Source organism: Ochrobactrum sp. BTU1 (assembly GCA_018798825.1).
In the GTDB taxonomy this organism is placed as follows: Bacteria; Pseudomonadota; Alphaproteobacteria; order Rhizobiales; family Rhizobiaceae; genus Brucella.
The window spans coordinates 455,573-478,358 of record CP076354.1 but is presented as its reverse complement, the minus strand read 5'-3'; the positions used below and the strand labels follow the sequence as shown (position 1 = coordinate 478,358).

Below are 22,786 nucleotides of genomic sequence, written 5' to 3'. Positions count from 1 at the left end.
ATGTTTCTTTCAAATCAGACAGTTTTTTCGCAGCAGCCATTTCGAAAGGCTGCGAGATGCGAACGAATGATGGACAATTGCTGCCAGTTGACGCTGTAGCGTGAAGTCTGGCGGTCGGGCCGATAGTCGATAAGGCCGGCCTGTACGAGAACCTTGAGATGCTGCGATACCGTGGACTGAGCGAGGTCGAGACGGCCGACAATATCCTTGCAGCAGCAGGCATCTTCAAGAATCAGCTGCCGGAGAATGTGAATGCGAACGGGATGACCGAGCGCTGCATAAATACGCGCCGCAAGGTCGTCGTCTACGCCCGGAAAAACATCGGACATCGTCTCGAAGGAAATATTCATCGTAAATCGACGATATACGATTATACTCAAAAAGGCAATATAACGCAGCATCCTTTCTAAAGGACACTGCGTTCACAAAACAGATATTGCCGATTTATATCAGTTTGCCGAATCCCGCAGTCGGCGCTGCACTTCGTCATCACCGAGCGGCTGCTGCGGCATTGCAAAGACCTGTCCCGGCAAAATCAGGTCAGGATTACGGATCTGATCGCGGTTCGCGAGATAGATCGTCGTGTATCGTGTACCCTGACCATATGTTCGCTTCGAAATCGTCCAGAGATTATCACCCTTGCGGATGATCACAGAGCCTTCCACCTTCTGCAAAGGTGTGGCGCTGGTTGCTTCTCCCGCACTGGAGTTCTGATCGCCAGTTCCCGAAGCAACAGCCGAAACATTTTCGCCAGCTTCGCGGCGGAAAGGCACGCGCGCTGTGGCAATCACACGAGAAGAGCTATCGAGAAGATCAGCACGAATAATGTAGTCGCCCACTGCGAGGGGCTTCTGGCTCTGCACCAGAAAACGACCTTCCGGCGAAATCGGGCTGGCACCAAGCATGATATCATTGGCGTTCACAACAACGCTGTTTCCATCCTTCGGACCATTGGCCTTACCTGCAACAAAGACCCTGTCGCCTTCAATCTCGACAGCCTCGATGGCAATCGGCGCATCGGGATCAGGCTTAGCCTGCGGCGCGGTTTCGGTAGGAGCTGCATCCGGCGCGGTTGAAGCGGTCGTTTGCTGAGCTGGGACTTCTGGCTTGGTGATCAGGCGACTGGCCTGGCCCGGCTCTTCAACCAGCGCCAATACCTGGCCCTTGCTGTTATCGGGAACGGAAACAATCGCAGTTTGCGCAGAGGTTGCAACATTGCCGCCCTCACCGCCAGCACGCAGCACCAGCTGGTGATCGCCCGGTTCAAGCGGCTGATCGAGAACGATAGCGAAGTCGCCGTTTTCACCGGCCTTAGCCGTCCCCAGCACCTTGGAACCGGAAATGATTTCGATGGCAGCATTCGCAGCAGCCTGACCGGCAATTACGACAGAACCATCTGTTTCTACACGCAGAATATCGAAGACCGGAACTTTCGCTTCTTTCGGCGCTTCTTTTGCTGCCTCTGGCGCAGGCTGTTCAGTCGATTGCTGCGGCTGAGCATCGGCTGGTTTTTCTGGCTCTTGTGTTGCAGCGGGCGCTTGCGCCTCGGCAGACTTTGATGAACTGCCGGTTTCAGGAGCCTTTGCAGCAACGTCCGAATCCGACGTAACAGCCTGCTCTTTCAGAGAATTCCAATAATACGCGCCCCCGCCAAGAACGAGGACGAGAAGAACACCGATAACCCCATATCTATAGTTTTGCATTCGGCCCGAAACCCACAAGAGATAAATTAACCTCCGGGTTTATCGCTTTTTTCTGCACCTCACAAGAAGTTGAGCCGAATTGCGAGCGCTATCCGAATGATTATTGCTGTGAAATTACTCTTCCTTGCAGCTGATCGGCTTTTCCTGTTCCGGATCATCCATCAGATTATACAAATCGGCAGTTTCACCTTTGGTCCACCAGACGTAAATCCCGCCCGCATATTTAGCACCGGAACCGGAAAGGACATTGGCTGCGATGACCGTGTTATCTTCCATTTCAAGTTCAACAAGCGAGTTATCACCCGCATTGTAATAGGTAGCAGAAACATTCTGATCACCGCATTTGTAGAGCACTGAATTTACAGTCACATCAACATCGTCAGGAAGCTGGATCGTGATCTCACCTGCCGATGCATTCGATGCAGCCAGCGAAAGACCTGCCAACAAAATCCATTTCTTCATGCCATCGAACTCCCTGTCAAAATTTTACCTTTCCAGAGTTATAGGTCTGGCTTGAAAAGTCTAGCCAAAGCTTGACGCTCAAACGCCAAAGGCGCACAAGAAATCATGTCTGAGATTCGATCCATTTGTGTTTATTGCGGCTCTTCAACGGGCTTAAATCCAATCTATCGTGAAGCAGGTTTGACGCTCGGTCGTTCCCTTGCAGAACACGGCATTCGCCTTGTTTATGGCGGCGGCACACGCGGCATCATGGGCGCGGTTGCGCAGGGTGTGATGGAAGCTGGTGGCGAAGTCACTGGCATCATCCCGACCTTCCTGCTCGACAAAGAAGCAAGCCTTGAAAAGGCGCAGGAGCTGACTGAACTCATCATCGTCGGCGACATGCACGAGCGCAAGCATCTGATGTTCCAGAAGTCTGACGCTTTCGTCACCCTTCCCGGCGGTATTGGCACGGTTGAAGAAATCGTGGAAATGATGACATGGGCGCAGCTTGGCAAGCATCGCAAGCCGATGGTCTTCGCCAATATCAACAATTTCTGGCAACCAATGCTCACATTGCTTGAGCACATGACAAATGAGGGCTTCCTGCACACCGCGCATCAGGTGAAGCCGCTGGTGATCGATCAGGCCAAAGACATCGTGCCTGCAATCCTCGCTGCCAATGGCCGCGCGCATGAAGGCGATCCAAAAATCATCGAAAAGATGTAATCACCGCACTGAACCATTATGCGTGATTGAAGAATGAGGGCGGAGCGATCCGCCCTTCATTATATCCGGGAGGGCTTGATGAAAACGATTGGACTGATTGGCGGGATGAGCTGGGAAAGCTCGCAGGAATATTATCGCATCATCAACCAGGAAATCCGTGCAAGGCTTGGTGGCACGCATTCGGCAAAGAGCCTGATGTGGTCGATGGATTTTGGTGCAATCGAGCATCTCCAGCATCAGGGCAAATGGGACGAACTGACAAAGCTGATGATTGAGGCGGCTCAAAACCTTGAAAAGGGCGGTGCGGATTTCATCCTCATCTGCACCAACACGATGCATAAAATGGCCGCTGATATTGAACGCGCCACATCAATCCCGCTTGTGCATATTGCAGACCCGACTGCAGAAAAGATCAAGGCCCAAGGCCTCTCCAAAGTAGGCCTTCTCGGCACCGCTTTCACGATGGAGCAGGATTTCTACAAAGGCCGCCTCGCCTCCAGGCATGGGCTTGAAGTTTTGACGCCCGACGATGCCGACCGCAAAACCGTGCATGACATCATCTATCAAGAACTTGTTGTTGGCGAAGTGCGCGATGCCTCACGCGAAAAATACCGCGCGGTGATCCAACGCCTCGTCGAGCGCGGCGCAGAGGTTATCATCCTCGGCTGCACCGAAATCATGCTGCTGATTGGTCAAGAAGACAGCCCCGTGCCGGTGTTTGACACGACACGGCTACATGCAGAAGCGGCGGTTGATTGGGCGTTAAGCTAAGCGAAAAGTGATTTTCATCCCCACTTCAAGGCGCTCCCTCAATCAACTCGCAACGCTTGCTTAGATATTGCGTGTGGTAAACTGTACGACCACTCCGCAATTTAAACCGCATCGATAGAAAAAATTGGTCCTTATTACTGCTATCAACGCCAATATAGGATAACTCTTCCAAATTGGGACGAAGTGCGATTTTTTGACAGTGCTTAAGCAGAACATCCATCGGAACCATTATATTATCGGCTATCGATGAATCTGAGTACAACGCGTCGTCTGAGTCAAATCTCCCCGCGCCTGTTTTCTCACATTCTTCTAATGGTCGAGCAGATTTTATGGTGTGAAACTTTAATGTGAATCCCTCAACTTCGCCCTGTAGTATTTCAACTGGACGTCGATCTAAAAGTGAGCATATTTTCTTAACATGGCCTGAACTAACTCTTGGCCCTAGGAACACTCGACGTAACGCATCATCTAAATAGTACTTACGCCCAACACTGCCAACAAGAAGCCGCCACTCGTTCTCATGTTTCCACTCGATACGTTTGCGAGTAAATCTTTCCTGGATGGTGTGTGGAAAGCCGTTAGCTAACTCGACAAAGCCAATAGCGGGCAGCGCATCCCGCTCATATTTCACAGGGTAAACATTCTCGTTTTGAAAATCACCTATATGCAAATCTGTGGTTTCAAATTCCAAGCACATACCGGCAAAATTACTGGCATAGTATGCCCACATCGGCAAATTTTCGTACGAATTTGAAAATGAAACTAAGCCAAAACCGCTTATAGTATTTCTAGCTAAGCCATATAAATGCTCCACGCTTTTCCCAGACACTTCGAGCATAGAATTAACAATGGCGTCCGCTGGATCTCCCAAATTGTAAAAGGCTTCCATCGGATCATTCATGCTGGCAAACGATGGAGAATACAAATAACTGTTTTTAAGCGCGTCCAACTCTCGCTCTATGAGAGCCTCATCCAACGGCCTAAAACGATATAGCTTATCTGGAATTTTCATAAGCGCCCCCGCGAAAATGAAATACAAAAAAGCCGAGCTTTATTGCCCGGCTTCTTCTCTCAACTTTACTTCTTCACCAACGTCGCCACGGCTTCGACATGTGGCGACCAGAGGAACTGGTCAATCGGTGTGACGCGGGTAATGCGGTAGCCACCCTTCACCAGAATGGCGAGGTCGCGGGCAAGCGTTACCGGGTTGCACGAGATCGCGACAACCTTCTCCACCTTGGATTTAGCCAGTTCCAGCGCCTGTTCTTCTGCACCCGCGCGCGGCGGATCGAAGACCACTGCATTGTAAGGCAGCAGTTCCTTTGGCATCAACGGACGGCGGAAGAGGTCGCGGCGTTCAACCGAGACAGGTTTTCGGCCCTGCACATGGCGGATACCGCGATCAAGCGCTGCCAGCGCCGGAGCATCGTTTTCGATCGCGTGGACCGCGCACTTTTCCGCAATATGCAGCGCGAATGTGCCCACACCACAGAAGAGGTCTGCAACGCGCTTGGCCTTGCCAAGATGTGCCTGAACCAGCGACACCATCGCTTCTTCTGCATCGACCGTTGCCTGCAAGAAGCAACCCGGAGGCACCGGAACTGGCACATTGCCGATATGAATAACTGGCTTTTTAGGCTCGACGATGATTTCACCTTCATGCGAAAGGCGGGCAAAGCCTTTCTTCATAATGAGTGCGGTGAGCGCGCGGCGCTGCTCGTCGGTGAGTTTGCCGCAGCCGCTTGCCGCCAGATCAAGGCCCGATGCGGTTACGGTTGCCGCCAGTTTGAACGGCTTGGAGCCGGGTGCAATCAACGCGCCCACTTCGCGCAGGTCATCAAGCCGCGAAATGATTTCCGGCACTGTGACGGCGCATTCGACAATATCGATGATCTCGTGGCTCTGGTGTCGGTTAAAGCCAAGCAGCACGCCCTTTTCCGTCTTGCGCGCAGCAAAGGTTGCACGGCGGCGCGACTGTGGCTGGCAAGCGACCAGCTCATCGACTTCAACCTCAAGGCCCCTGCCCTTTAAGGCAGAGACCACCAGTTCGCGCTTCCATGCGCGGTAAGGCTCATCCTGCCAATGCTGCAAAGCGCAGCCGCCGCAATCTTCAAAATGCTGGCAGGCTGGGTCCTGACGCTCAGCGGAGGTTTCAAGCAATGCCATCACTGTCGCGCGGTTTTTGTCGCGCGCCACATTGGCCACTTCGCCGGGCAGTGTGAAAGGCACAAAAAGCTGACCATCGGGAAGATTGGCGACGCCATCGCCGCCCGCACCCATCGAGCGGATTGTTACCTGGGTCGTCATTGGTCTTTCTTTCCTGCCAAGAGATATTCACGATTGCCGTCGCCGCCCTCAATGGGTGACGGGCAAAGGCCGAGCGCGCGCCAACCGGGCTGCGTCTCAAGCCATGATTTCAATTCTTCCGCAATGCGTTCGCCGTCTTTCGGGTCACGCAAAATGCCACCTTTGCCGATGGCTTCACGCCCGGCTTCAAACTGCGGCTTTACGAGAAGCGCGCAGATAGCATCTTTTTGCGCCAAGGCCAATGCCGGTGGCAAAGCGAGTTTCAAGGAAATGAAGCTCACATCCGAAACAACGCAGCCAATATCGCGGCCATCAAGGTGGCTGAAATCCAGCACACGGGCATTAACGCCCTCCTTGTTGGTGACACGCGGGTCATTGCGGAGGCTCTCATGCAACTGGTCATGCCCAACATCAATGGCGATGACATGATTGCTGCCGCGCTCAAGCAGCACTTGCGTAAAGCCGCCGGTCGATGCGCCAATATCAAGCGCGCTCAGGCCCTTCACATCGAGATTGAAGTGATCGAGTGCGGCGATAAGCTTCAGCGCACCGCGCGAGACATAGGCGCTTGCGGGATCATCCACGCTTAGTTCTGCCGTACGCAGAACATTTTGCCCCGGCTTGGTGACGGGTTTGCCGTCAACCTTCACCGTGCCGCGCTGAATGGCGTCACGCGCACGCGAGCGCGTGGCGAACAACCCGCGGTCAACCAGCAACTGGTCAAGACGCGGGCGGTTATCCAATGATGCTTCGCTCATCAATCAGGCGCGGAAAGGTGTCGCGATTTCTTCGCGACCCAGTGCTGCAAAGACCGTGTGCACGATGCCAGCGCGGTCAAGACCGGCATTGGCATACATGACTTCCGGCTTGGCGTGATCCTGATAGGTATCTGGCAGGGTCAGCACGCGCACCTTGAGGCCACGGTCCAGCAGACCGTCGGTCGCCAGGAATTGCAGCACATGGGCAGCAAAGCCACCCGCCGCACCTTCTTCAATCGTTACCAGCACTTCATGCTCACGCGCCAGACGACGGATGAGATCATGATCAAGCGGCTTGGCAAAACGTGCATCGGCAACCGTTGTAGAAAGACCAGCAGCGGCCAGCTCATCAGCAGCGCCAAGGCATTCCTGCAAGCGGGTACCAAATGACAAAAGTGCAACCTTGGTGCCTTCGCGCACGATGCGGCCCTTGCCGATTTCAAGCACAGAACCGCGTTCCGGCAGTTCCACGCCGACACCATCGCCACGCGGATAGCGGAAGGAGATCGGGCCTTCGTCATATTCCGCCGCCGTGCGCACCATATGGCGCAGTTCGGCTTCGTCAGACGCGGCCATCACCACAAAGCCCGGAAGCGCCGCGAGGAAGCCCGTGTCAAACGAGCCAGCATGGGTCGGACCATCGGCACCCACCAGACCTGCACGGTCGATTGGGAAACGCACGGGCAGGTTCTGGATCGACACATCATGCACGACCTGATCATAGCCGCGCTGGAGGAAGGTCGAATAAATCGCACAAAACGGCTTATAGCCCTCAGATGCCAAGCCCGCAGCAAATGTCACCGCATGTTGCTCAGCAATGCCCACATCAAAGACGCGCTTCGGGAAGACTTCGCCAAAGAGATCAAGGCCGGTGCCGGTCGGCATTGCCGCCGTGACAGCGACGATCTTGTCGTCGTGACGGGCTTCCTCAATAAGGCTTGTGCCGAAAATCTTGGTGTAGCTTGGCGCATTTGCCGGTGGCTTCGACTGCTTGCCGGTGATGACGTCGAATTTGTTCACGCCATGATATTTGTCGGCAGCAGCTTCGGCAGGCGCATAGCCCTTGCCCTTCTGCGTCACCATATGGATCAGCACGGGGCCGTCCTGCGTATCACGCACGTTTTTGAGGATCGGCAGCATATGGTCGAGGTTGTGACCATCAATCGGCCCGACATAGTAGAAGCCAAGCTCTTCAAACATCGTGCCGCCGGTGAAGAAGGCACGCGTAAACTCTTCCGATTTACGCGCCTTGTCCTGCAAGAACTTCGGTAGTTTCTTGGCTACCTGCTTGGCGGCTTCACGCACACTGCGATAGGTCTTGCCAGATACCAGACGCGCCAGATAGGCACTCATGGCACCTGTCGGCGGGGCAATCGACATGTCGTTGTCATTGAGAATGACGATGAGGCGCGCATCAAGCGCACCGGCATTGTTCATCGCTTCATAGGCCATACCAGCCGACATGGAGCCATCGCCGATGACCGCGATCACATTGCGCTTTTCGCCCGAAAGATCAGCAGCGACTGCCATGCCAAGACCTGCCGAAATGGAGGTCGAGGAATGCGCGGCACCGAATGGGTCATATTCGCTCTCAGCACGCTTGGTGAAACCGGACAAGCCGTTTTCCTGCCTAAGCGTACGGATACGGTCGCGGCGTCCGGTCAGGATTTTGTGCGGGTAGGCTTGATGACCCACATCCCAGATGATGCGGTCATGCGGTGTGTCAAAGACATGGTGCAGCGCGATGGTCAGTTCCACCACGCCAAGCCCCGCCCCGAGATGTCCGCCCGTCGTGGAGACTGCATCGACCAGTTCGGCGCGCAGTTCTTCCGCAAGCTTTGGCAAATCCTGTTCCGGCAATTCGCGCAAGGCATCAGGCGTTGGCACCTTGTCGAGCAGCGGGGTAATGGGTCGGGACATTGAAACAACCTGTTTCTGGTAAGATCTTGGTTTGTCGGTATAGCAGCATTATACGCAGATCAAGCGGACCAAAGATCACATTGTGCCCAGCGAGACATGTTGTCCTATGCGGCGGCTTTTTGTTTTGTCGCATTATCCAACGCAAAACCGCTTCGCACTTTTACTGGAAATGCTCCATCATTCCGGCAAAGGTATGAATTCTTCTTCATCGCCCGGCACAATATCAAAGCGTCCAGTGCGCCATTCCTCTTTGGCCTGTTCAATACGCTCTTTGGAAGACGAAACGAAATTCCACCAGACATATCGCTTGGAACCAAGTGCCGCTCCACCAAATAGCATAAAATGCGCGCCGTCAGGGCCAGCCTGCACCACGATATCATCACCCGGACGGAAAGCCAGCAGGCGGTCCGCTGGAAACACGTCACCGCCAATGCCGACATTGCCGCGCAGCGTATAGATAGCACGCTCTTCCGTGGTCGGCGGGATATGAAAGCGCCCTCCAGGCAACACTTCAATATCGGCATAAAGTGTCTCCGCGTGCTGGATCACCGGCGATGAAACGCCATGCAGCGAGCCGATAATCAAACGCCCGTTAAACTCGCGATCTTCCATCAGTGGCAGATCGGGCGAATTGGTATGATAGAAATGCGGATCGATTTCTTCAAATTGCTCCGGCAGTGCCAACCATGTCTGCACGCCGGAAATCGACAGCGGTCCATTGCGTTCTTCTTCAGGCGAACGCTCGGAATGGACAATGCCACGACCTGCCGTCATGAGGTTCACATCCCCCGGACGGATCACCATTTCAGTGCCGAGGCTGTCACGATGGCGGATATGACCATCGAAAAGATAGGTCACGGTAGATAGACCGATATGCGGATGCGGGCGGACATCAAGCGCATCGCCATCCTTTAAAACTGCAGGTCCCATGCGATCAAAGAAAATGAAAGGCCCAACCAGACGCCTGCGTACGGTCGGCAAAGCTCGACGCACTTCCAGCCCTCCAATATCGCTCGTACGCGGAATGACCAGAGTTTCGATTGCATCTACGGAAGTCTTGTCGCCAAGAACCGGATCAGGACAAGGGAAAAAACTCATCGGACTGCCACCAAATAAAAGCGCACCGGCAAGCCGTTTGCCGGTGCGTGATGTAGAAAAATAAGACCGTATTAGCGATTGTGCAACAGGCGCGACAATTCGTTTGTGTCTGGCACCTGTCCGTTGGTCGTCAGCTTGTCCACCAGCCCCGGAAGAACTTGCGATAGCTGATTAAGCAATTCCTGCTGATCAATCCCTGCATGAGCAGCGATTTCGCTCAAAGTCTTCTGGCCGAGTGCATCTCCGAGCTGACCCGGTTCAATCTGATGATTGCTGCCCTGCCCAACCCAGGAATCCACCTTATCGCCAAGACCTGCCTGTTTGAGCTGATCGAGAAGACCGCCTAAGCCGCCGCCAAGTGGACCGGGAGCAGTCGGTGCGGAAGCTGCACCGCCACTTGCGAGCGCACCACCCAGCAAACCACCGAGGCCACCCAGAATACCGCCAAGCAGACCGCCACCGTTATCCGCCTGCTGAGGAGCAGACTGGTCTGGAATGGAAGCTGGCTGTTCAGGCTCCTCACTATGCCCTTTCAGCATCTTGCCGACCAGAAGCGCACCGAGCGCGATCAGAACCGGCTTGGCAAGGCTGCCGCCGGGGATCGGCGAATTGTTGGAATTGTCGTCATAACTTCCCATCACACGATACTCCCTGTTGGTCGCTGTGGTTTTCTCACACGCGATAAGTTAAGGTGAAATAAGTTTCCGCCTTTGACAAGCATTATACCTTGCCAAATCGAAACTATTGTGAAAATTTTCTAACTGTCTGATGCAAAACCTTATTTTCGCAATCGGAGATATTAGATGTCTGTAATAAGCTGGATTATATTAGGCTTGATTGCCGGCTTCATCGGCAGCAAAATCGTCAATAAAAGCGGTCAGGGGGTGTTTTTCGACATTGCTTTGGGCATTGTCGGAGCAATCGTTGGCGGCGTTCTTTCTTCCGCTCTTTTCGGTCGAGGCGTCACAGGCGCATTTGATCCAATGAGCCTGATCATTGCAATTATCGGTTCCATTATCGTCTTGTGGGCTTACCACAAGATCACCGGCAAGCGTTCCATCGGCTAACAAAACCAACTATAGTGCTTAGGCTCCGGTTCGCGCCGGAGCCTTTTCATGTTTAGCGTGGTTTCCGTATGAGCTTTATTGAGCCTTATATCGCCGCCTATGGCGCGCTGGCCCTCTTCGTCATCGTCTATTTCGAGTCTTTTGGCGCACCGCTTCCCGGTGAAAGCGCATTGATTGCAAGTTCGCTCTTAGCGCTGCATGGCACACTCAATATCGAGATGGTCATTCTGGCGGTGTTTGTTGGTGCGGTTTTAGGTGATTGTACCGGCTATGCGATTGGGCGCTTTGGCGGGCGCGCGCTCATTCTGCGATACGGGCACTACGTGAAACTGACGCCGGAGCGTCTCGATAAATTCGAGAAAATGTTTGAGAGCAAGGGTATCTATGTGGTCGCGACAGCGCGCTTTGTCGTCCTGCTTAGACAATTAAACGGCATTGTCGCAGGTTCCATGAAAATGAACCCTATGCATTTTCTGGCTGCCAATGTGATTGGCGCTGCCGGTTGGACACTCGTCTGGGGACTAGGGCCCTATCTCCTGAGCGGCGTGCTTGCGCCCTACGCCGCCCAGCTCAAGGCGATGTTTTAAGTCTGAGATTTATTCAGCGTCGAGCGGTTCTGTACCCGCTGGCTGACCGTCACGGCCAATGCGAATTTTCTCGACCTTGTCTTCTGCAGATTTGAGCAGCGTATCGCAATGCTTCTTCAGCGCTTCGCCACGCTCATAGATGCGGATGGATTCTTCCAGCGGCACATCGCCCCGCTCCAGATCATCGACGATCTTCTCTAGCTGCTTCAAGGCATCCTCAAAGCTCATAACTGCAATGTCGGTGTTGGACGGTTCGGTTACCATGGTTTATCCTTTCAACAGCCGCGTAATATGAGAAGACGCGGACTGCGACAAGCCCTCAAGATCATATCCACCTTCAAGCACACTCACCAGTCGGTGATTGCAGAACCGTTCAGCACGTTCCATGAGCTTGCCCGTCGCCCAATCGAAATCCGATTCATCGAGATTGATCTCGGCAAGAGGATCGCGGAAATGCGCGTCGAAGCCAGCCGAAATAAGGATCAAATCTGGCCGGAAGTTGTCCAAAGCAGGCAATACACGACTATTAAATGCCTCGCGAAATTCCCGGCTGCCGGTATTGGGCGAAAGCGGAGCATTGACGATGTTACCGACACCCACCTCATCTTTCCGGCCTGTGCCAGGAAAAAGCGGAAACTGGTGCGTCGAACAGTAAAGAACGCTCGGATCATCTTTGAAGATATCTTGCGTGCCGTTGCCATGATGCACGTCCCAATCAACGATTGCGATGCGTTCCGCACCATGATTGCGCTGCGCATGACGCGCTGCGATAGCAACAGTGTTAAACAGGCAGAAGCCCATTGCCGTTGACAGCTCGGCATGATGACCGGGCGGGCGTGAAGCGACAAAGACGTTATCAGCTTTCCCGGAAAACACATCATCGACAGCAGCATTTGCGCCACCAATGGCTAGCAATGCTGCTTCCCAGCTTTTCGGGCTCACATAGGTATCGACGCCAAGCTTGTTGATCGGTTGCGGCGCTTCCTCATCGTCTATGCCATCGGGAATTTGCTTACGGATTTCGTCGACATAGCTTTCAGGATGCACGAGCAGGATGGCATCTTCTGATGCCATCCGCGCTTCCACACGGTCGAGACGGTAGAAATCCGGTCCTTCCAGCTCGCTCATCAGCGCACGAATGCGGTCAGGCCGCTCGGGATGTCCGGGCGGCACTATATGTTCAAGATAGGTAGGATGCCAGTAAAGCCGTGTTGTCATTGCGATCCTGTAGCATCTTTAGCCGACAACACTGTGTCAGATGATTTCGGTGCGGGCGATGTTTATGCCGAAACCTTCAAGACCAACATAGTGGCGTTCACGCGATGCCAGAAGCACGATCGATGTGATGCCCAGGTCTTTCAGAATCTGTGCGCCCAGACCGATCTGGCGCCATTCCTCTTCGCGAGCAACAGCTTCAGCATGAGCTTCGTGTTCGCCAAGCAGCGCTTCACGCGCACGCGCATCACGGTGATCTGCACGAACCCCGACAGAACCTTCACGCAGGTAAACCAGAACGCCACGGCCTTCCTTGCCCATACGCTTCATAATCGCGTCGAGATTGTTGCCGGTGCTGCCGAAAACATCGTTGATCACGTCTTCGCGGTGCAGACGGACAGGGACTTCTTCACCATCACGAATATCGCCAAAGACAACAGCGACATGCTGCATCGGCTCCCAAGGCAATTCGTAAGTATAGGCATGGGCTGGGCCTGCACAGGTTTTCACTGGCGCGTCGCTGATGCGCTTGACCAGCGTTTCCTTGCGCTGACGATAGGCGATGAGATCAGCTACCGTAACGCGATGCAGCGTGTGCTTTTCAGCAAATGCCGTCACATCAGGGCCACGCATGACTGTGCCATCATCATTGATCAATTCGCAGATCACGCCAATTGGCGGGAGATTTGCGAGCTTGCAGAGGTCAACAGCTGCTTCCGTATGGCCGGAGCGCATCAACACACCGCCTTCGCGGGCGATCAGCGGAAAAATATGGCCGGGACGCACGAAATCCGAAGCACCGGCATTCGGATTTGCGAGGTTGCGGACAGTGAGCGTGCGGTCTTCGGCCGAAATGCCGGTCGTTGTACCGTGGCGATAATCAACCGTGACTGTGAAAGCCGTTGTGTGAGCGGACTCATTTTCCGCTACCATCGGCGCCAGATTAAGACGCTTGGCTTCATCACGCGTCATTGGCGTGCAGACGATGCCCGACGTGTAACGAACGATGAAGGCCATCTTTTCCGGCGTGCAGTGAACGGCTGCAACGATCAGGTCGCCTTCGTTCTCGCGCCCATCATCATCCATGACCACAACAATTTCGCCACGCTCAAAAGCGCGCAGCGCATCAACGACCTGTTTCTGATTATAGCTCATTTCAGCCTCAATGGTTGTACCACAGCTTCAGTCGAAAACCGGCCCTCAGTTCCTGAAACTGAACTTTCTATTTTTTAGATACGTCCCGTCTGTCCACGATGGCGCAGATAGTGATCGGCAATTGCGCAAGCGACCATCGCTTCGCCAATCGGCACAGCGCGAATGCCCACGCAAGGATCGTGGCGTCCTTTGGTCATCACATCCACTTCTTTGCCGTCCTTATCAATGGATTTGCGTGGCGTCAGGATCGATGACGTCGGCTTCACTGCAAAGCGTGCCACCACGGGCGCACCCGTTGCAATACCACCAAGCACGCCGCCCGCCTGATTGGACAGGAACATCGGCTGACCATCATTACCGATACGCATTTCGTCGGCGTTTTCTTCGCCTGTCAGGCGTGCAGCCTCAAAGCCGTTGCCAATTTCGACGCCTTTCACGGCGTTGATCGACATCAGCAGGCTGGCGATATCCTGATCAAGCTTACCGTAGATCGGTGCGCCAATGCCTGCAGGCACGCCATCTGCGACGATTTCAATAATCGCGCCGATGGAAGAGCCATTCTTACGGATGCCATCCAGATAGTCCGCGAAGACCTCCACAGAACCAGCATCCGGCGTGAAGAACGGGTTGTTATCGACTTCGTTCCAGTCCCAACGCGAACGATCAATGTCGTGCACGCCCATCGAGACGAGCGCACCACGCACCTGCAAACCCGGAACAACCTTACGAGCAATTGCGCCAGCCGCAACGCGGGCTGCGGTTTCGCGTGCCGAGGAACGACCACCGCCGCGATAATCGCGAATGCCGTATTTGACGTCGTAAGCATAATCGGCATGGCCCGGACGATACTGCTTTGCAATATCACCATAATCCTTGGAGCGCTGATCAGTGTTTTCGATCATCATCGAAATCGGCGTGCCAGTGGTGGTCATGGTGACACCATCGTCGCCCAGAAGCACACCAGAAAGCACACGAACCTGATCCGGCTCGCGACGCTGGGTCGTATATTTCGACTGACCCGGCTTGCGCTTATCGAGATAGGACTGAATTTCGGCTTCGGTAAAGGTAATGCCAGGAGGGCAACCATCCACGACACAACCAAGCGCAATACCATGGCTTTCGCCCCAGGTGGTTACGCGAAACAGATGACCGAAACTGTTATGAGACATGAGCTAAGCCTGATTACGGAGCGCCTTTGCCGGCAAGATATGGGCCGGTTTTATTGGCCTTTTGAGCAACGGTCAAATTATAGCTGGGATTAGCCACATACCGTTCGCAAAATTTCCATCGGATCATCCACATACCGCATTCTTTTTGACACATTCCGTCGGCTAAAATGCGTCCACAATCAAGTTGCGCCCTTTAGTTTCAGCCCATACTGTCGGCTCATATAAACTTTGAGGGAAGCAATTGCGCAAAATGCAATTCGTGTCGAATCAGTCAGTTGACGGTCGGGCACTCAAAAGGAGGATGACACCCATGCAGTATATTGTGGGACTGCTCTTCATTATTGCCTCGCTCTTTTCGACCGTTGCCATGGCGGATGATGTCGAAGGCAAGATCACCGGCATCAATCAGGATAAGGAAACAATTACACTGGATGACGGCAAGACCTATAAGTTGCCGGGAGAGTTTGATTATTCCGCTATTAACAAAGGCATGAAGGTCATCATTCTTTATGATGAAGCCGACAATACGCGCTTCGTCACCGACATTCAGGAAGCCCCATAAGATCAGCTTACCGCAAGCACTAGACCCGTGTCGTATTGGCGAACGAAATCGACGCGGGTTCCATTCCAGTGATAGCTGTAATGCCGACCCTGAACCGGAATCGTTATAACATTTGGCCAGAAAATCCCGATACAAGAGCCACCGCGCATCCGCACACTTGGCCAGAGAAGTCCGTTACTTCCCGCTGCGCGCAGATCTTTTCCCTCAGTATGTGAAGCCCCATAGTCAACCGGATCAAGCACGCCCGGTACTTTGCTCACATCGTCCAGTTCCCGTTCGACGCTGCCAATCAGCACCCGAAAATCGGAAGTCCAACCGGGTTCTTCATTGGTTGCCCGCATAAATTTTTCATGGTGATGGATGGTTTCCGCCACCGCCACATCTTCACGATCAGCGGCATAATAAATACCGTAGCTGCCATCGCTGAAACGCCCCGGGCGGGTTGTCGAGCAATGCACAAAGGGTGCCATGACATAGGTTGCACCCTGCCCGGCAACGCGCCGATCAGCAGGCACCTTGCCAAGATCGCCAATTTCGAAACGAATGCGTGGGTTTGTCTTTTCCTCGACCGAAGCCAGCGCTTCCCAATCACGCGGATCAGCGATATCTTCAAACAGGTCGATTGGCGGATGAATGGAGCGGATGATGCGGAAAGTCTGTGGCCAGTGAACATGTTGCTTTTGAGCCAGTCCGCTTACCATGCGCCGCGCTCCGCATTGAGCCATTCTCGCAGTGCAGCAAGATCTGAGATTTCACCACGTAACATGAGATCGAGCGCCGACAAACCGCCGAATGCGCCATTTGGCTTTCTGATCCAGGTGTAGCCGCGCGTAGCATCGCGGAACATGTAGCGCAGGCCTTTGTGAATGCCCATAAGATGCGCCATACGCATCCGCAAGTCACGGTCGATGCGGCCTATGCTACCTTCTTTCCAGCGCGCCCATGTTCGCGGGGACATATCACCCAAAAGCGTACTGGCTTCCATATCTGACAGTTTCCACGCCTTGAACAAATTGACCGTGGTGCGCGCCAATGCACCCGCTTCTTCGTCGGTGATTACCTTCGACAGATTGCCCGCAGGCGTTATGCTGATTGGCTGAAGCTCCATGGCACACCTTCCTTATGGCGGAAAGATAGCATAATTTTGCCAAATGGCAAGAAATCGGAAATTCACGCGCTTATTCGACGCGAAGCCATCCAGTACGAATGACATGTGCCCATTCTTCCCTGCCTGCCTTCTCAGCAAGCAAAGCCATTCGAGATGGGGCATATGGGATACTGCGGAATGTAACACGCCAGTTATCTGCATCATCATCGATTACGGCATAAGACGCATTCGGCGTTCCGGTCTGCACAATATGTGGCACGGGATGATCGTCATCATAACCGGGACAGCCAACGCTGCCGGGATTGACGATCTGGCGACCATCGCTCAACCGCACAACGCGCGGCGTATGCGTATGACCGCAGAGGATCAGTGATGCGGCAATGCCTTCTGCTTCCGCTTCAATCTGCTTTTTCGGCCTCAGCACGACATCGCCAGTAGCAGTCACAGTTTCGAGCCAGTAAGTCGTGTCACTCGTGGGCGTGCCGTGGATCAGAAAAATGCGGCCATCTGCGAGAACTTTGGTTGCGGGCATATCTCGCAGCCAGGCAAGATGCCGCTCTTCCAGCTGGTCATAGGCAACGCGATCAGAGGGGCCCATGTCTTCCACGGCTTTTTCAACCAGCCAACGGTCATGATTGCCACGAATTGCAATCATCTCACGCGCCATCAGCATATCCGCTGTTTCGCGCGCAGCGAGCGGCCCACTTAAATGATCGCCGAGATTGATAATGGTTTGGATATTCAGGGCATCAATATCAGCAAGCACTGCTGCCAGCGCATCACTGTTGCCATGAATGTCAGCAATAACCGCAAAGCGTTTGAATGACATGAACACTCGCTAAGTAGGGCTTTTCAACGACCGCAATGACGCAGCGCATCGACATCAAAAGCTACCCGGCTTTTAAGAGCAGTTCCAGTTAATATTGAACCGTTGGAACCGCTCTATCTTTTTGTTTTTACGCATTATCCCTATGCAAAACCGCTTCCAACTTTTGCTGGAAATGCTTTAAACCCAATCAAGCTTGCCGTTTTCGAACTTCAATATCTTGTCCTGCGGGATGGAGATATTTGCAGCATCGTGGCCGTCGATATCACCATAGAGATAAAACAGGGTGCGAATGCAGCCGCCATGCGTCACACAGACGGTTGGCCATTCGACCGCTTCAACCCAGCGCCCGATACGCTGAGAAAGACGCATATAGCTTTCAGCCGTTTCGCCCGGCGGGATGAAGTTCCACTTATCGCGAGCGCGCGCTTGCACAAGGTCATCACGCTCCTTGGCAATATCTTCCATCATGAAGCCTTGCCAATCGCCGAAATTCACTTCCATAAGCTGCGGATCAGTACGGAAATCATATGGGTCGAGACCCATGCGCAGGCGAATGCGCTCCATTGTTTCGCGTGTGCGGCGCAGCGGGCTTGCAACGAAATCATAACCGGCACCGTCGCCGATCAGTGACTTCAGCATATCGCCGTTACGGTCTGCCTGTGTACGTCCATGGGCGTTGATATCAATATCAAGCTGCCCCTGAATGCGCTGCGAGACATTCCAATCCGTCTCACCGTGACGCGAAAAGTAGATGATCTCCCGAGCCAAAGCGTTACCTCTATCTGCCGCTAAATGATTTTCTGGCGCACATTATGCTAGTGCCCATTCTTTGGATAACCTTCCCGCTGACGGAAAGACAAAAGAAAAATCCCGAAAAGTCGGTCAACTTTTCGGGATTTCGTCTTACACCAATCAGTCTTTAACGACTGAGATATCCGGAGCGTCAACAGCCTTCATGCCGATGACGTGGTAGCCGCTGTCAGCGTGGTGAACTTCACCCGTGACCGAGCGCGAGAGGTCAGAGAGAAAGTAAAGGCCAACATCGCCCACTTCATCAATCGTAACCGTGCGGCGCAGCGGCGCATTATACTCGTTCCACTTGAGAATATAGCGGAAGTCACCAATGCCGGATGCAGCCAGAGTCTTGATAGGACCTGCCGAAATCGCATTGACGCGGATATTCTGCGGGCCAAGATCAACGGCCAGATACTTGACGCTTGCTTCAAGAGCAGCCTTTGCAACACCCATGACGTTGTAGTTCGGCATGACTTTTTCAGCGCCGTAATAGGTCAGCGTCAAAATGGAGCCGCCATCAGCCATCAGCTTTTCGGCGCGGCGTGAAATTGCCGTCAGCGAATAAACCGAAATCAGCATGGTGTTCTGGAAGTTTGCTTCGCTGGTATCGACGTAACGGCCGGTCAGTTCATCCTTGTCGGAGAAACCAATGGCGTGAACGACGAAGTCGAGCTTGCCCCACTTCTTTTCAAGTGCTTCAAAAACAGCATCAATGCTTGCGCCGTCAGCAACATCACAATGTCCTGCAACGAAAGCATCCAATTCTTCGGCCAACGGCTCCACGCGCTTCTTCAGCGCATCACCCTGATAGGTGAATGCGAGTTCCGCACCAGCTTCACGAGCGGCCTTGGCAATACCCCAGGCGATGGAACGGTTGTTGGCTACGCCCAGAATCAATCCGCGCTTGCCCTGCAACAAACCTGACTTTGCGGTCATTAAGGGTCCTCATCGAAATATAATCAACTAGATGCCCTATCGCACAGGCTTGCAACAGCTTCAAGCAATTGCGCATAAAAAGCCGGGTATTGTGATTTTATCGCACAACAGAGTTGTGCTTGAGCATCGGTTGAGGACGCAAAAGACACTGCAAAGCCTTTTTGCGGGGATTAAATGCAGCTTTAGCAGTTAATCCCCGCATTGGTTTTTATAACGATTTTGACTTATTCGCCTTTGCGCTTGCGCAAAAACTCTTCAAGTTCGGCATCGCCACCTTCCGGCAGCATGATGCGGACATGAACATAAAGGTCGCCATGACCGCCAGCTTTCAGTGGCAGGCCCTTACCCTTGAGGCGCAGAACCTTATCTGAGTTGGACCAAGCCGGAACCTTGACGGCGATACGACCGCTCAGCGTTTCGACTTCAGCCTTACCGCCAAGGACGGCATCCTCAAGCTCGACCGGCAGATCGACATGCACATCGCGGCCTTCAAGCCTAAAACGTGCGCTTTGTTTGAAGTGGATCGTGACCAGCGCATCGCCGGGTGTTCCGCCCAGGACGTGCTCGCCCTGACCTTTGAGCCTGATTGTCTGGCCGTCTTCGACGAATTGCGGCAGCTTGATCTTCAGATGCTTGCCGTTGGGAAAGACGGCTTCAACCTTGTCGGCACCTGCAGCCTGTTCCAGCGTTATATTGATCGACGCTGAAAGATCACTGCCCTTGACCGGCCCGCGCTGTTGACGTGCGCCACCGCGCCCGCCGCCGAAAGCGCCGCCAAACAAATCATTGAGAATGTCTTCAGCGCCACCGAAGCCACCCTGTTGCCCGCCGCCACGCTGACGAAAGCCCGCAAACGGATCTCCGCCACCGAAACCGGCATGTCCATCAAAGCCGCCACCCTGACCGGCAAAGCCCTGAAACAATGGCTTACCTTCTGCATCGATTTCGCCACGGTCAAACTGTCCGCGCTTATCTTTATCGCCGACGATTTCATAGGCCTGGTTAACTTCCGCAAAACGCTCCTGTGCCTTCGGATCATCCTGGTTCTGATCCGGATGATGCTTTTTGGCCAGCTTGCGAAATGCCGATTTTATTTCTTCGGGCTTCGCCGTTTTGGCGACGCCCAACACGCTATAGGGATCGCGCATATATAGTCCTCATTAGGAAAAATGACTGTAATCTCAGTCGCTAGACTCAGTTTGCCATAATATGCGCACGAAGCCGGAAAACTTCCAGACTTACAAAGGGATGTTTTCAAAAAAGCTTAAATCGGTGCAAATGAGGTGAGTGTCCACTGACCGCCGCGCTGCATACAGGTTTCGCCGCGATAGATGGAAACGCCGTCAAAAGCCTCACGAGAGGTCTCGAATTTCCGGCAGAGGCCATCGTCAGATTTGGTCTCGGCAATCGTGGTAATCGTGCCCTGACTACCCGTATCAGGATTAGCCCACGGCACTGGCTTCTTGCCCCATTGGGTGAAATCGAGCGCCGAAACGACACTCTTGATCGTGGACTGGTCCGAAAGTTTGCCAGTATCTGTTTCTGTCTTTTGTGCTGGTTTGACTGAACCCGTGATTGTAGACGAATCAGGCACAGCCTTCTCAATACTGACGCCACCCATCGCACAGCCTGCCAGCGGCAAAACAACCATAACGAGCGCTGCACGGCGAATAAAAGCCATACCAAGAATCGTAGAATCGTCATGTGTGTCGCGGCGAGCGGATTCAGCAGCCAACGGTCTTCCCTTAAATACATCCTAAAGATGTAGCGAATATGGGGGGTATGGGGTTAACAAGCGGTTCGCGGGCAAGGTAAACAAATCGCTACCAAAGGACAACGGTATAAAGTTGGCCGACAGAGCTTCTATTGCAGATGTTCAGTGTTAATTGCGAAAACAAGCTTTTGCGGGCAAAAATCGCCATGATTAGTGAGCAGATTCAAGAGTCCGAAACATCGGTTCGAGTGAGGATGAACTTTGATTTCACGCCGTAACTTACTGATTGGTGGCGCCGCGCTCACCACGGCATTCAGTTTGCCGATTATCAGTATTCGATCACAAAGCAGCCGCCTATCCCTTTGGCCTGCATCGCCACCCGGTGGCGGAGGCCCGAGCGGTTCGCCTGATATAACCAAGAGAGGCGCGGTCACAAACATTGCAGTACCTGGCTTAGAGATATTCAACCCTGAGCGGCCAAACGGTTCTGCAGTGATCATTGCCGGAGGTGGCGGATATAAGCGCATTGAGGAAGGCAAAGAGTCTTATCCCGCTGCACGCTGGCTCGCAAAAAGAGGCATTTTTGCTTTTGTTCTCACCTATCGACTGCCAATTGAGGGATGGGCTGCAGGACCACTGGCACCGCTACAGGACGTTCAAAGAGCATTTCGTCTGGTGCGGGCGAAAGCGGCTGACTGGCAGATTGCTCCAAACAAGATCGGTGCGCTGGGCTTTTCTGCTGGCGGGCACTTGATGGGGCTTGCCGCGACCGGCTCAGCTTTTGCGTCTTACGAACCTGTCGATGACATCGACATACAATCAGCCCGGCCAGATGCAGCGGCGCTGATTTATCCGGTTATTACACTTGAAGCGCCTTATGATCACACATCGACCCGTCGCTCGCTTGTTGGCAAGCATCCAACACAAGAAGCAACGCGGGAGTGGTCGGTTGAAAGCCATGTTAACAAGGAATGCCCTCCGGTTTTTCTCACGCAAGCGGACGACGATCAGATTTCCAATCCAGCCAATAGCCTTATCATGCAGCAAGCTTGTGTGAAGGCAGGCGTGGATGTGGAGTTTCATGCGATACCATCAGGCGGCCATGGCTTTGGCATGGGTAAGACGGGAACGCCTACGGAACAATGGCCGCAATGGTATGAAGCCTGGTTGAGAAAACAGAACATGCTGGCATGATGCGTCGCAGCTCTCAGCCATGGACAAAGCGGACGAATTGGAGGAAGTTCCGCGTACCCAAGTTTTCCAGATATCTGAAATAGCGGCAAATGACAGACACCAGCGACGATTTCACCCAAAGCTCAGAACCGTTCCGACTTTTTGCTGAATGGCTGAATGACGCCACCAAGAGCGAACTGAACGACCCAAATGCACTGGCACTTGCCACCGTTGATCCTGACGGTCTGCCCAATGTGCGTATGGTGCTACTCAAGGATTTCGACGAGCACGGTTTTGTTTTCTACACCAATTATGAAAGCAAGAAGGGTCAGGAAATACTGTCCGCCGAAAAGGCTGCCATGTGCTTTCACTGGAAGTCGCTGCGCCGTCAGGTGCGCGTGCGCGGACCGGTTGAGAAGGTCAGCGACGCAGAAGCCGACGCTTATTATGCATCGCGCCCACGCGGCAGCCGCATAGGAGCATGGGCATCGAAACAGTCGCGACCGCTCGAAAGCCGTTTTGCGCTTGAAAAGGCTGTTGCCGAATATACGGCCCGTTACGCCATCGGCGACATTCCAAGGCCTTCTCACTGGTCTGGATTCCGCATTCGCCCGGTTTCCATTGAATTCTGGCACGACCGTCCGTTCCGCCTGCATGACCGCGTATTGTTTACCCGCGACACACCGGAAGGCGACTGGAACAAAGATCGGCTTTATCCGTAACCAAATAAGAAAAAGGCCACCGTTTCG

General features: G+C 53.6%; 27 protein-coding genes. 7 read left to right on the top strand and 20 right to left on the bottom strand.

Translation table 11 applies throughout. From position 1 onward, the window contains the following. Nucleotides 1-14: 14 nt before the first annotated feature. From KMS41_02245 to KMS41_02235, 3 genes are all read right to left on the bottom strand, one after another. On the bottom strand, nt 15-401 hold the full coding sequence (locus tag KMS41_02245; GenBank protein ID QWK78088.1) for a metalloregulator ArsR/SmtB family transcription factor: 387 nt from the start codon (nt 399-401) through the stop codon (nt 15-17). 48 nt (nt 402-449) lie between these two features. Next, nucleotides 450-1,703, bottom strand: a complete 1,254-nt coding sequence (locus KMS41_02240) for a LysM peptidoglycan-binding domain-containing protein (protein ID QWK78087.1) — start codon at nt 1,701-1,703, stop codon at nt 450-452. Between the two features lie 114 nt (nt 1,704-1,817). Further along, on the bottom strand, nt 1,818-2,165 hold the full coding sequence (locus KMS41_02235) for an MliC family protein (protein QWK78086.1): 348 nt from the start codon (nt 2,163-2,165) through the stop codon (nt 1,818-1,820). A 105-nt stretch (nt 2,166-2,270) separates the two neighbouring features. On the opposite strand from KMS41_02235, the gene KMS41_02230 reads away from it, so the two are divergent. Further along, nucleotides 2,271-2,873 carry a TIGR00730 family Rossman fold protein gene (locus KMS41_02230; GenBank protein QWK78085.1) on the top strand — a complete coding sequence of 201 codons (603 nt, stop codon included), beginning with the start codon at nt 2,271-2,273 and terminating at the stop codon, nt 2,871-2,873. Nucleotides 2,874-2,951: 78 nt separating this feature from the next. Next, nucleotides 2,952-3,644 carry an aspartate/glutamate racemase family protein gene (locus KMS41_02225; protein ID QWK78084.1) on the top strand — a complete coding sequence of 231 codons (693 nt, stop codon included), beginning with the start codon at nt 2,952-2,954 and terminating at the stop codon, nt 3,642-3,644. Between the two features lie 25 nt (nt 3,645-3,669). Here the strand turns inward: KMS41_02225 and KMS41_02220 are convergent, their stop codons facing one another. The 6 genes from KMS41_02220 to KMS41_02195 all read right to left on the bottom strand — a co-directional run bounded on the left by KMS41_02220 (nt 3,670) and on the right by KMS41_02195 (nt 10,365). Then, entirely contained in the window at nt 3,670-4,593 is a 924-nt protein-coding gene (locus KMS41_02220) for a DUF2971 domain-containing protein (protein QWK78744.1), read from the bottom strand. Between the two features lie 128 nt (nt 4,594-4,721). Next, nucleotides 4,722-5,951: a class I SAM-dependent RNA methyltransferase gene (locus KMS41_02215; protein ID QWK78083.1), complete on the bottom strand. Its 1,230-nt coding sequence runs from the start codon at nt 5,949-5,951 to the stop codon at nt 4,722-4,724. Then, nucleotides 5,948-6,709, bottom strand: a complete 762-nt coding sequence (locus tag KMS41_02210; protein ID QWK78082.1) for a TlyA family RNA methyltransferase — start codon at nt 6,707-6,709, stop codon at nt 5,948-5,950. Before KMS41_02210 ends, KMS41_02215 begins: the two co-directional genes overlap by 4 nt. A gap of 3 nt (nt 6,710-6,712) precedes the next feature. Further along, nucleotides 6,713-8,629 carry a 1-deoxy-D-xylulose-5-phosphate synthase gene (gene dxs / locus KMS41_02205; GenBank protein QWK78081.1) on the bottom strand — a complete coding sequence of 639 codons (1,917 nt, stop codon included), beginning with the start codon at nt 8,627-8,629 and terminating at the stop codon, nt 6,713-6,715. Between the two features lie 177 nt (nt 8,630-8,806). After that, on the bottom strand, nt 8,807-9,727 hold the full coding sequence (locus KMS41_02200; protein QWK78080.1) for a pirin family protein: 921 nt from the start codon (nt 9,725-9,727) through the stop codon (nt 8,807-8,809). Between the two features lie 71 nt (nt 9,728-9,798). Further along, nucleotides 9,799-10,365 (bottom strand): DUF937 domain-containing protein, encoded by a 567-nt coding sequence (locus KMS41_02195; protein QWK78079.1) that lies wholly within the window; start codon nt 10,363-10,365, stop codon nt 9,799-9,801. Nucleotides 10,366-10,530: 165 nt separating this feature from the next. Between KMS41_02195 and KMS41_02190 the strand changes: the two genes are divergently transcribed. After that, entirely contained in the window at nt 10,531-10,794 is a 264-nt protein-coding gene (locus KMS41_02190) for a GlsB/YeaQ/YmgE family stress response membrane protein (protein QWK78078.1), read from the top strand. 68 nt (nt 10,795-10,862) lie between these two features. Beyond that, nucleotides 10,863-11,381 carry a DedA family protein gene (locus KMS41_02185; GenBank protein QWK78077.1) on the top strand — a complete coding sequence of 173 codons (519 nt, stop codon included), beginning with the start codon at nt 10,863-10,865 and terminating at the stop codon, nt 11,379-11,381. A gap of 9 nt (nt 11,382-11,390) precedes the next feature. Here KMS41_02185 and KMS41_02180 read toward each other — a convergent pair whose 3' ends face one another. The 4 genes from KMS41_02180 to aroC all read right to left on the bottom strand — a co-directional run bounded on the left by KMS41_02180 (nt 11,391) and on the right by aroC (nt 14,920). After that, nucleotides 11,391-11,645, bottom strand: coding sequence for an exodeoxyribonuclease VII small subunit (locus tag KMS41_02180; protein QWK78076.1), 255 nt, complete (start codon nt 11,643-11,645; stop codon nt 11,391-11,393). A gap of 3 nt (nt 11,646-11,648) precedes the next feature. Beyond that, on the bottom strand, nt 11,649-12,599 hold the full coding sequence (locus KMS41_02175; protein ID QWK78075.1) for a histone deacetylase family protein: 951 nt from the start codon (nt 12,597-12,599) through the stop codon (nt 11,649-11,651). 36 nt (nt 12,600-12,635) lie between these two features. Next, entirely contained in the window at nt 12,636-13,751 is a 1,116-nt protein-coding gene (gene ribB, locus KMS41_02170) for a 3,4-dihydroxy-2-butanone-4-phosphate synthase (GenBank protein ID QWK78074.1), read from the bottom strand. A 74-nt stretch (nt 13,752-13,825) separates the two neighbouring features. After that, nucleotides 13,826-14,920: a chorismate synthase gene (aroC, locus tag KMS41_02165; GenBank protein ID QWK78073.1), complete on the bottom strand. Its 1,095-nt coding sequence runs from the start codon at nt 14,918-14,920 to the stop codon at nt 13,826-13,828. 310 nt (nt 14,921-15,230) lie between these two features. Here aroC and KMS41_02160 point away from each other — a divergent pair, with 310 nt between their 5' ends. Further along, on the top strand, nt 15,231-15,482 hold the full coding sequence (locus tag KMS41_02160) for a DUF1344 domain-containing protein (GenBank protein QWK78072.1): 252 nt from the start codon (nt 15,231-15,233) through the stop codon (nt 15,480-15,482). A 2-nt stretch (nt 15,483-15,484) separates the two neighbouring features. On the opposite strand, the gene KMS41_02155 is transcribed toward KMS41_02160, so the two are convergent. From KMS41_02155 to KMS41_02125, 7 genes are all read right to left on the bottom strand, one after another. Beyond that, on the bottom strand, nt 15,485-16,183 hold the full coding sequence (locus KMS41_02155; protein ID QWK78071.1) for an RES family NAD+ phosphorylase: 699 nt from the start codon (nt 16,181-16,183) through the stop codon (nt 15,485-15,487). After that, nucleotides 16,177-16,590, bottom strand: coding sequence for an MbcA/ParS/Xre antitoxin family protein (locus KMS41_02150; protein QWK78070.1), 414 nt, complete (start codon nt 16,588-16,590; stop codon nt 16,177-16,179). Before KMS41_02150 ends, KMS41_02155 begins: the two co-directional genes overlap by 7 nt. Nucleotides 16,591-16,660: 70 nt before the next feature. Continuing rightward, on the bottom strand, nt 16,661-17,419 hold the full coding sequence (locus tag KMS41_02145; GenBank protein QWK78069.1) for a metallophosphatase family protein: 759 nt from the start codon (nt 17,417-17,419) through the stop codon (nt 16,661-16,663). A 177-nt stretch (nt 17,420-17,596) separates the two neighbouring features. Then, nucleotides 17,597-18,187, bottom strand: coding sequence for a phosphoglycerate mutase family protein (locus tag KMS41_02140; protein ID QWK78068.1), 591 nt, complete (start codon nt 18,185-18,187; stop codon nt 17,597-17,599). A 144-nt stretch (nt 18,188-18,331) separates the two neighbouring features. Then, nucleotides 18,332-19,150 carry an enoyl-ACP reductase FabI gene (gene fabI / locus KMS41_02135; GenBank protein ID QWK78067.1) on the bottom strand — a complete coding sequence of 273 codons (819 nt, stop codon included), beginning with the start codon at nt 19,148-19,150 and terminating at the stop codon, nt 18,332-18,334. 224 nt (nt 19,151-19,374) lie between these two features. Next, nucleotides 19,375-20,298, bottom strand: coding sequence for a DnaJ domain-containing protein (locus KMS41_02130; GenBank protein QWK78066.1), 924 nt, complete (start codon nt 20,296-20,298; stop codon nt 19,375-19,377). Between the two features lie 116 nt (nt 20,299-20,414). Further along, entirely contained in the window at nt 20,415-20,771 is a 357-nt protein-coding gene (locus KMS41_02125) for a hypothetical protein (GenBank protein QWK78743.1), read from the bottom strand. Between the two features lie 354 nt (nt 20,772-21,125). On the opposite strand from KMS41_02125, the gene KMS41_02120 reads away from it, so the two are divergent. Beyond that, nucleotides 21,126-22,058, top strand: a complete 933-nt coding sequence (locus KMS41_02120) for an alpha/beta hydrolase (GenBank protein ID QWK78065.1) — start codon at nt 21,126-21,128, stop codon at nt 22,056-22,058. A gap of 89 nt (nt 22,059-22,147) precedes the next feature. Continuing rightward, nucleotides 22,148-22,759, top strand: coding sequence for a pyridoxamine 5'-phosphate oxidase (gene pdxH, locus KMS41_02115; protein ID QWK78064.1), 612 nt, complete (start codon nt 22,148-22,150; stop codon nt 22,757-22,759). Nucleotides 22,760-22,786: the final 27 nt, after the last annotated feature.

What these genes read in the sequence shown, in the direction of transcription:
- KMS41_02245 (QWK78088.1), bottom strand. Translation starts at nt 401, where the DNA reads ATGCTGCGTTATATTGCCTTTTTGAGTATAATCGTATATCGTCGATTT.
- KMS41_02240 (QWK78087.1), bottom strand. Translation starts at nt 1,703, where the DNA reads ATGCAAAACTATAGATATGGGGTTATCGGTGTTCTTCTCGTCCTCGTT.
- KMS41_02235 (QWK78086.1), bottom strand. Translation starts at nt 2,165, where the DNA reads ATGAAGAAATGGATTTTGTTGGCAGGTCTTTCGCTGGCTGCATCGAAT.
- KMS41_02230 (QWK78085.1), top strand. Translation starts at nt 2,271, where the DNA reads ATGTCTGAGATTCGATCCATTTGTGTTTATTGCGGCTCTTCAACGGGC.
- KMS41_02225 (QWK78084.1), top strand. Translation starts at nt 2,952, where the DNA reads ATGAAAACGATTGGACTGATTGGCGGGATGAGCTGGGAAAGCTCGCAG.
- KMS41_02215 (QWK78083.1), bottom strand. Translation starts at nt 5,951, where the DNA reads ATGACGACCCAGGTAACAATCCGCTCGATGGGTGCGGGCGGCGATGGC.
- KMS41_02210 (QWK78082.1), bottom strand. Translation starts at nt 6,709, where the DNA reads ATGAGCGAAGCATCATTGGATAACCGCCCGCGTCTTGACCAGTTGCTG.
- dxs (QWK78081.1), bottom strand. Translation starts at nt 8,629, where the DNA reads ATGTCCCGACCCATTACCCCGCTGCTCGACAAGGTGCCAACGCCTGAT.
- KMS41_02200 (QWK78080.1), bottom strand. Translation starts at nt 9,727, where the DNA reads ATGAGTTTTTTCCCTTGTCCTGATCCGGTTCTTGGCGACAAGACTTCC.
- KMS41_02195 (QWK78079.1), bottom strand. Translation starts at nt 10,365, where the DNA reads ATGGGAAGTTATGACGACAATTCCAACAATTCGCCGATCCCCGGCGGC.
- KMS41_02190 (QWK78078.1), top strand. Translation starts at nt 10,531, where the DNA reads ATGTCTGTAATAAGCTGGATTATATTAGGCTTGATTGCCGGCTTCATC.
- KMS41_02185 (QWK78077.1), top strand. Translation starts at nt 10,863, where the DNA reads ATGAGCTTTATTGAGCCTTATATCGCCGCCTATGGCGCGCTGGCCCTC.
- KMS41_02180 (QWK78076.1), bottom strand. Translation starts at nt 11,645, where the DNA reads ATGGTAACCGAACCGTCCAACACCGACATTGCAGTTATGAGCTTTGAG.
- KMS41_02175 (QWK78075.1), bottom strand. Translation starts at nt 12,599, where the DNA reads ATGACAACACGGCTTTACTGGCATCCTACCTATCTTGAACATATAGTG.
- ribB (QWK78074.1), bottom strand. Translation starts at nt 13,751, where the DNA reads ATGAGCTATAATCAGAAACAGGTCGTTGATGCGCTGCGCGCTTTTGAG.
- aroC (QWK78073.1), bottom strand. Translation starts at nt 14,920, where the DNA reads ATGTCTCATAACAGTTTCGGTCATCTGTTTCGCGTAACCACCTGGGGC.
- KMS41_02160 (QWK78072.1), top strand. Translation starts at nt 15,231, where the DNA reads ATGCAGTATATTGTGGGACTGCTCTTCATTATTGCCTCGCTCTTTTCG.
- KMS41_02155 (QWK78071.1), bottom strand. Translation starts at nt 16,183, where the DNA reads ATGGTAAGCGGACTGGCTCAAAAGCAACATGTTCACTGGCCACAGACT.
- KMS41_02150 (QWK78070.1), bottom strand. Translation starts at nt 16,590, where the DNA reads ATGGAGCTTCAGCCAATCAGCATAACGCCTGCGGGCAATCTGTCGAAG.
- KMS41_02145 (QWK78069.1), bottom strand. Translation starts at nt 17,419, where the DNA reads ATGTCATTCAAACGCTTTGCGGTTATTGCTGACATTCATGGCAACAGT.
- fabI (QWK78067.1), bottom strand. Translation starts at nt 19,150, where the DNA reads ATGACCGCAAAGTCAGGTTTGTTGCAGGGCAAGCGCGGATTGATTCTG.
- KMS41_02130 (QWK78066.1), bottom strand. Translation starts at nt 20,298, where the DNA reads ATGCGCGATCCCTATAGCGTGTTGGGCGTCGCCAAAACGGCGAAGCCC.
- KMS41_02125 (QWK78743.1), bottom strand. Translation starts at nt 20,771, where the DNA reads ATGGGTGGCGTCAGTATTGAGAAGGCTGTGCCTGATTCGTCTACAATC.
- pdxH (QWK78064.1), top strand. Translation starts at nt 22,148, where the DNA reads ATGACAGACACCAGCGACGATTTCACCCAAAGCTCAGAACCGTTCCGA.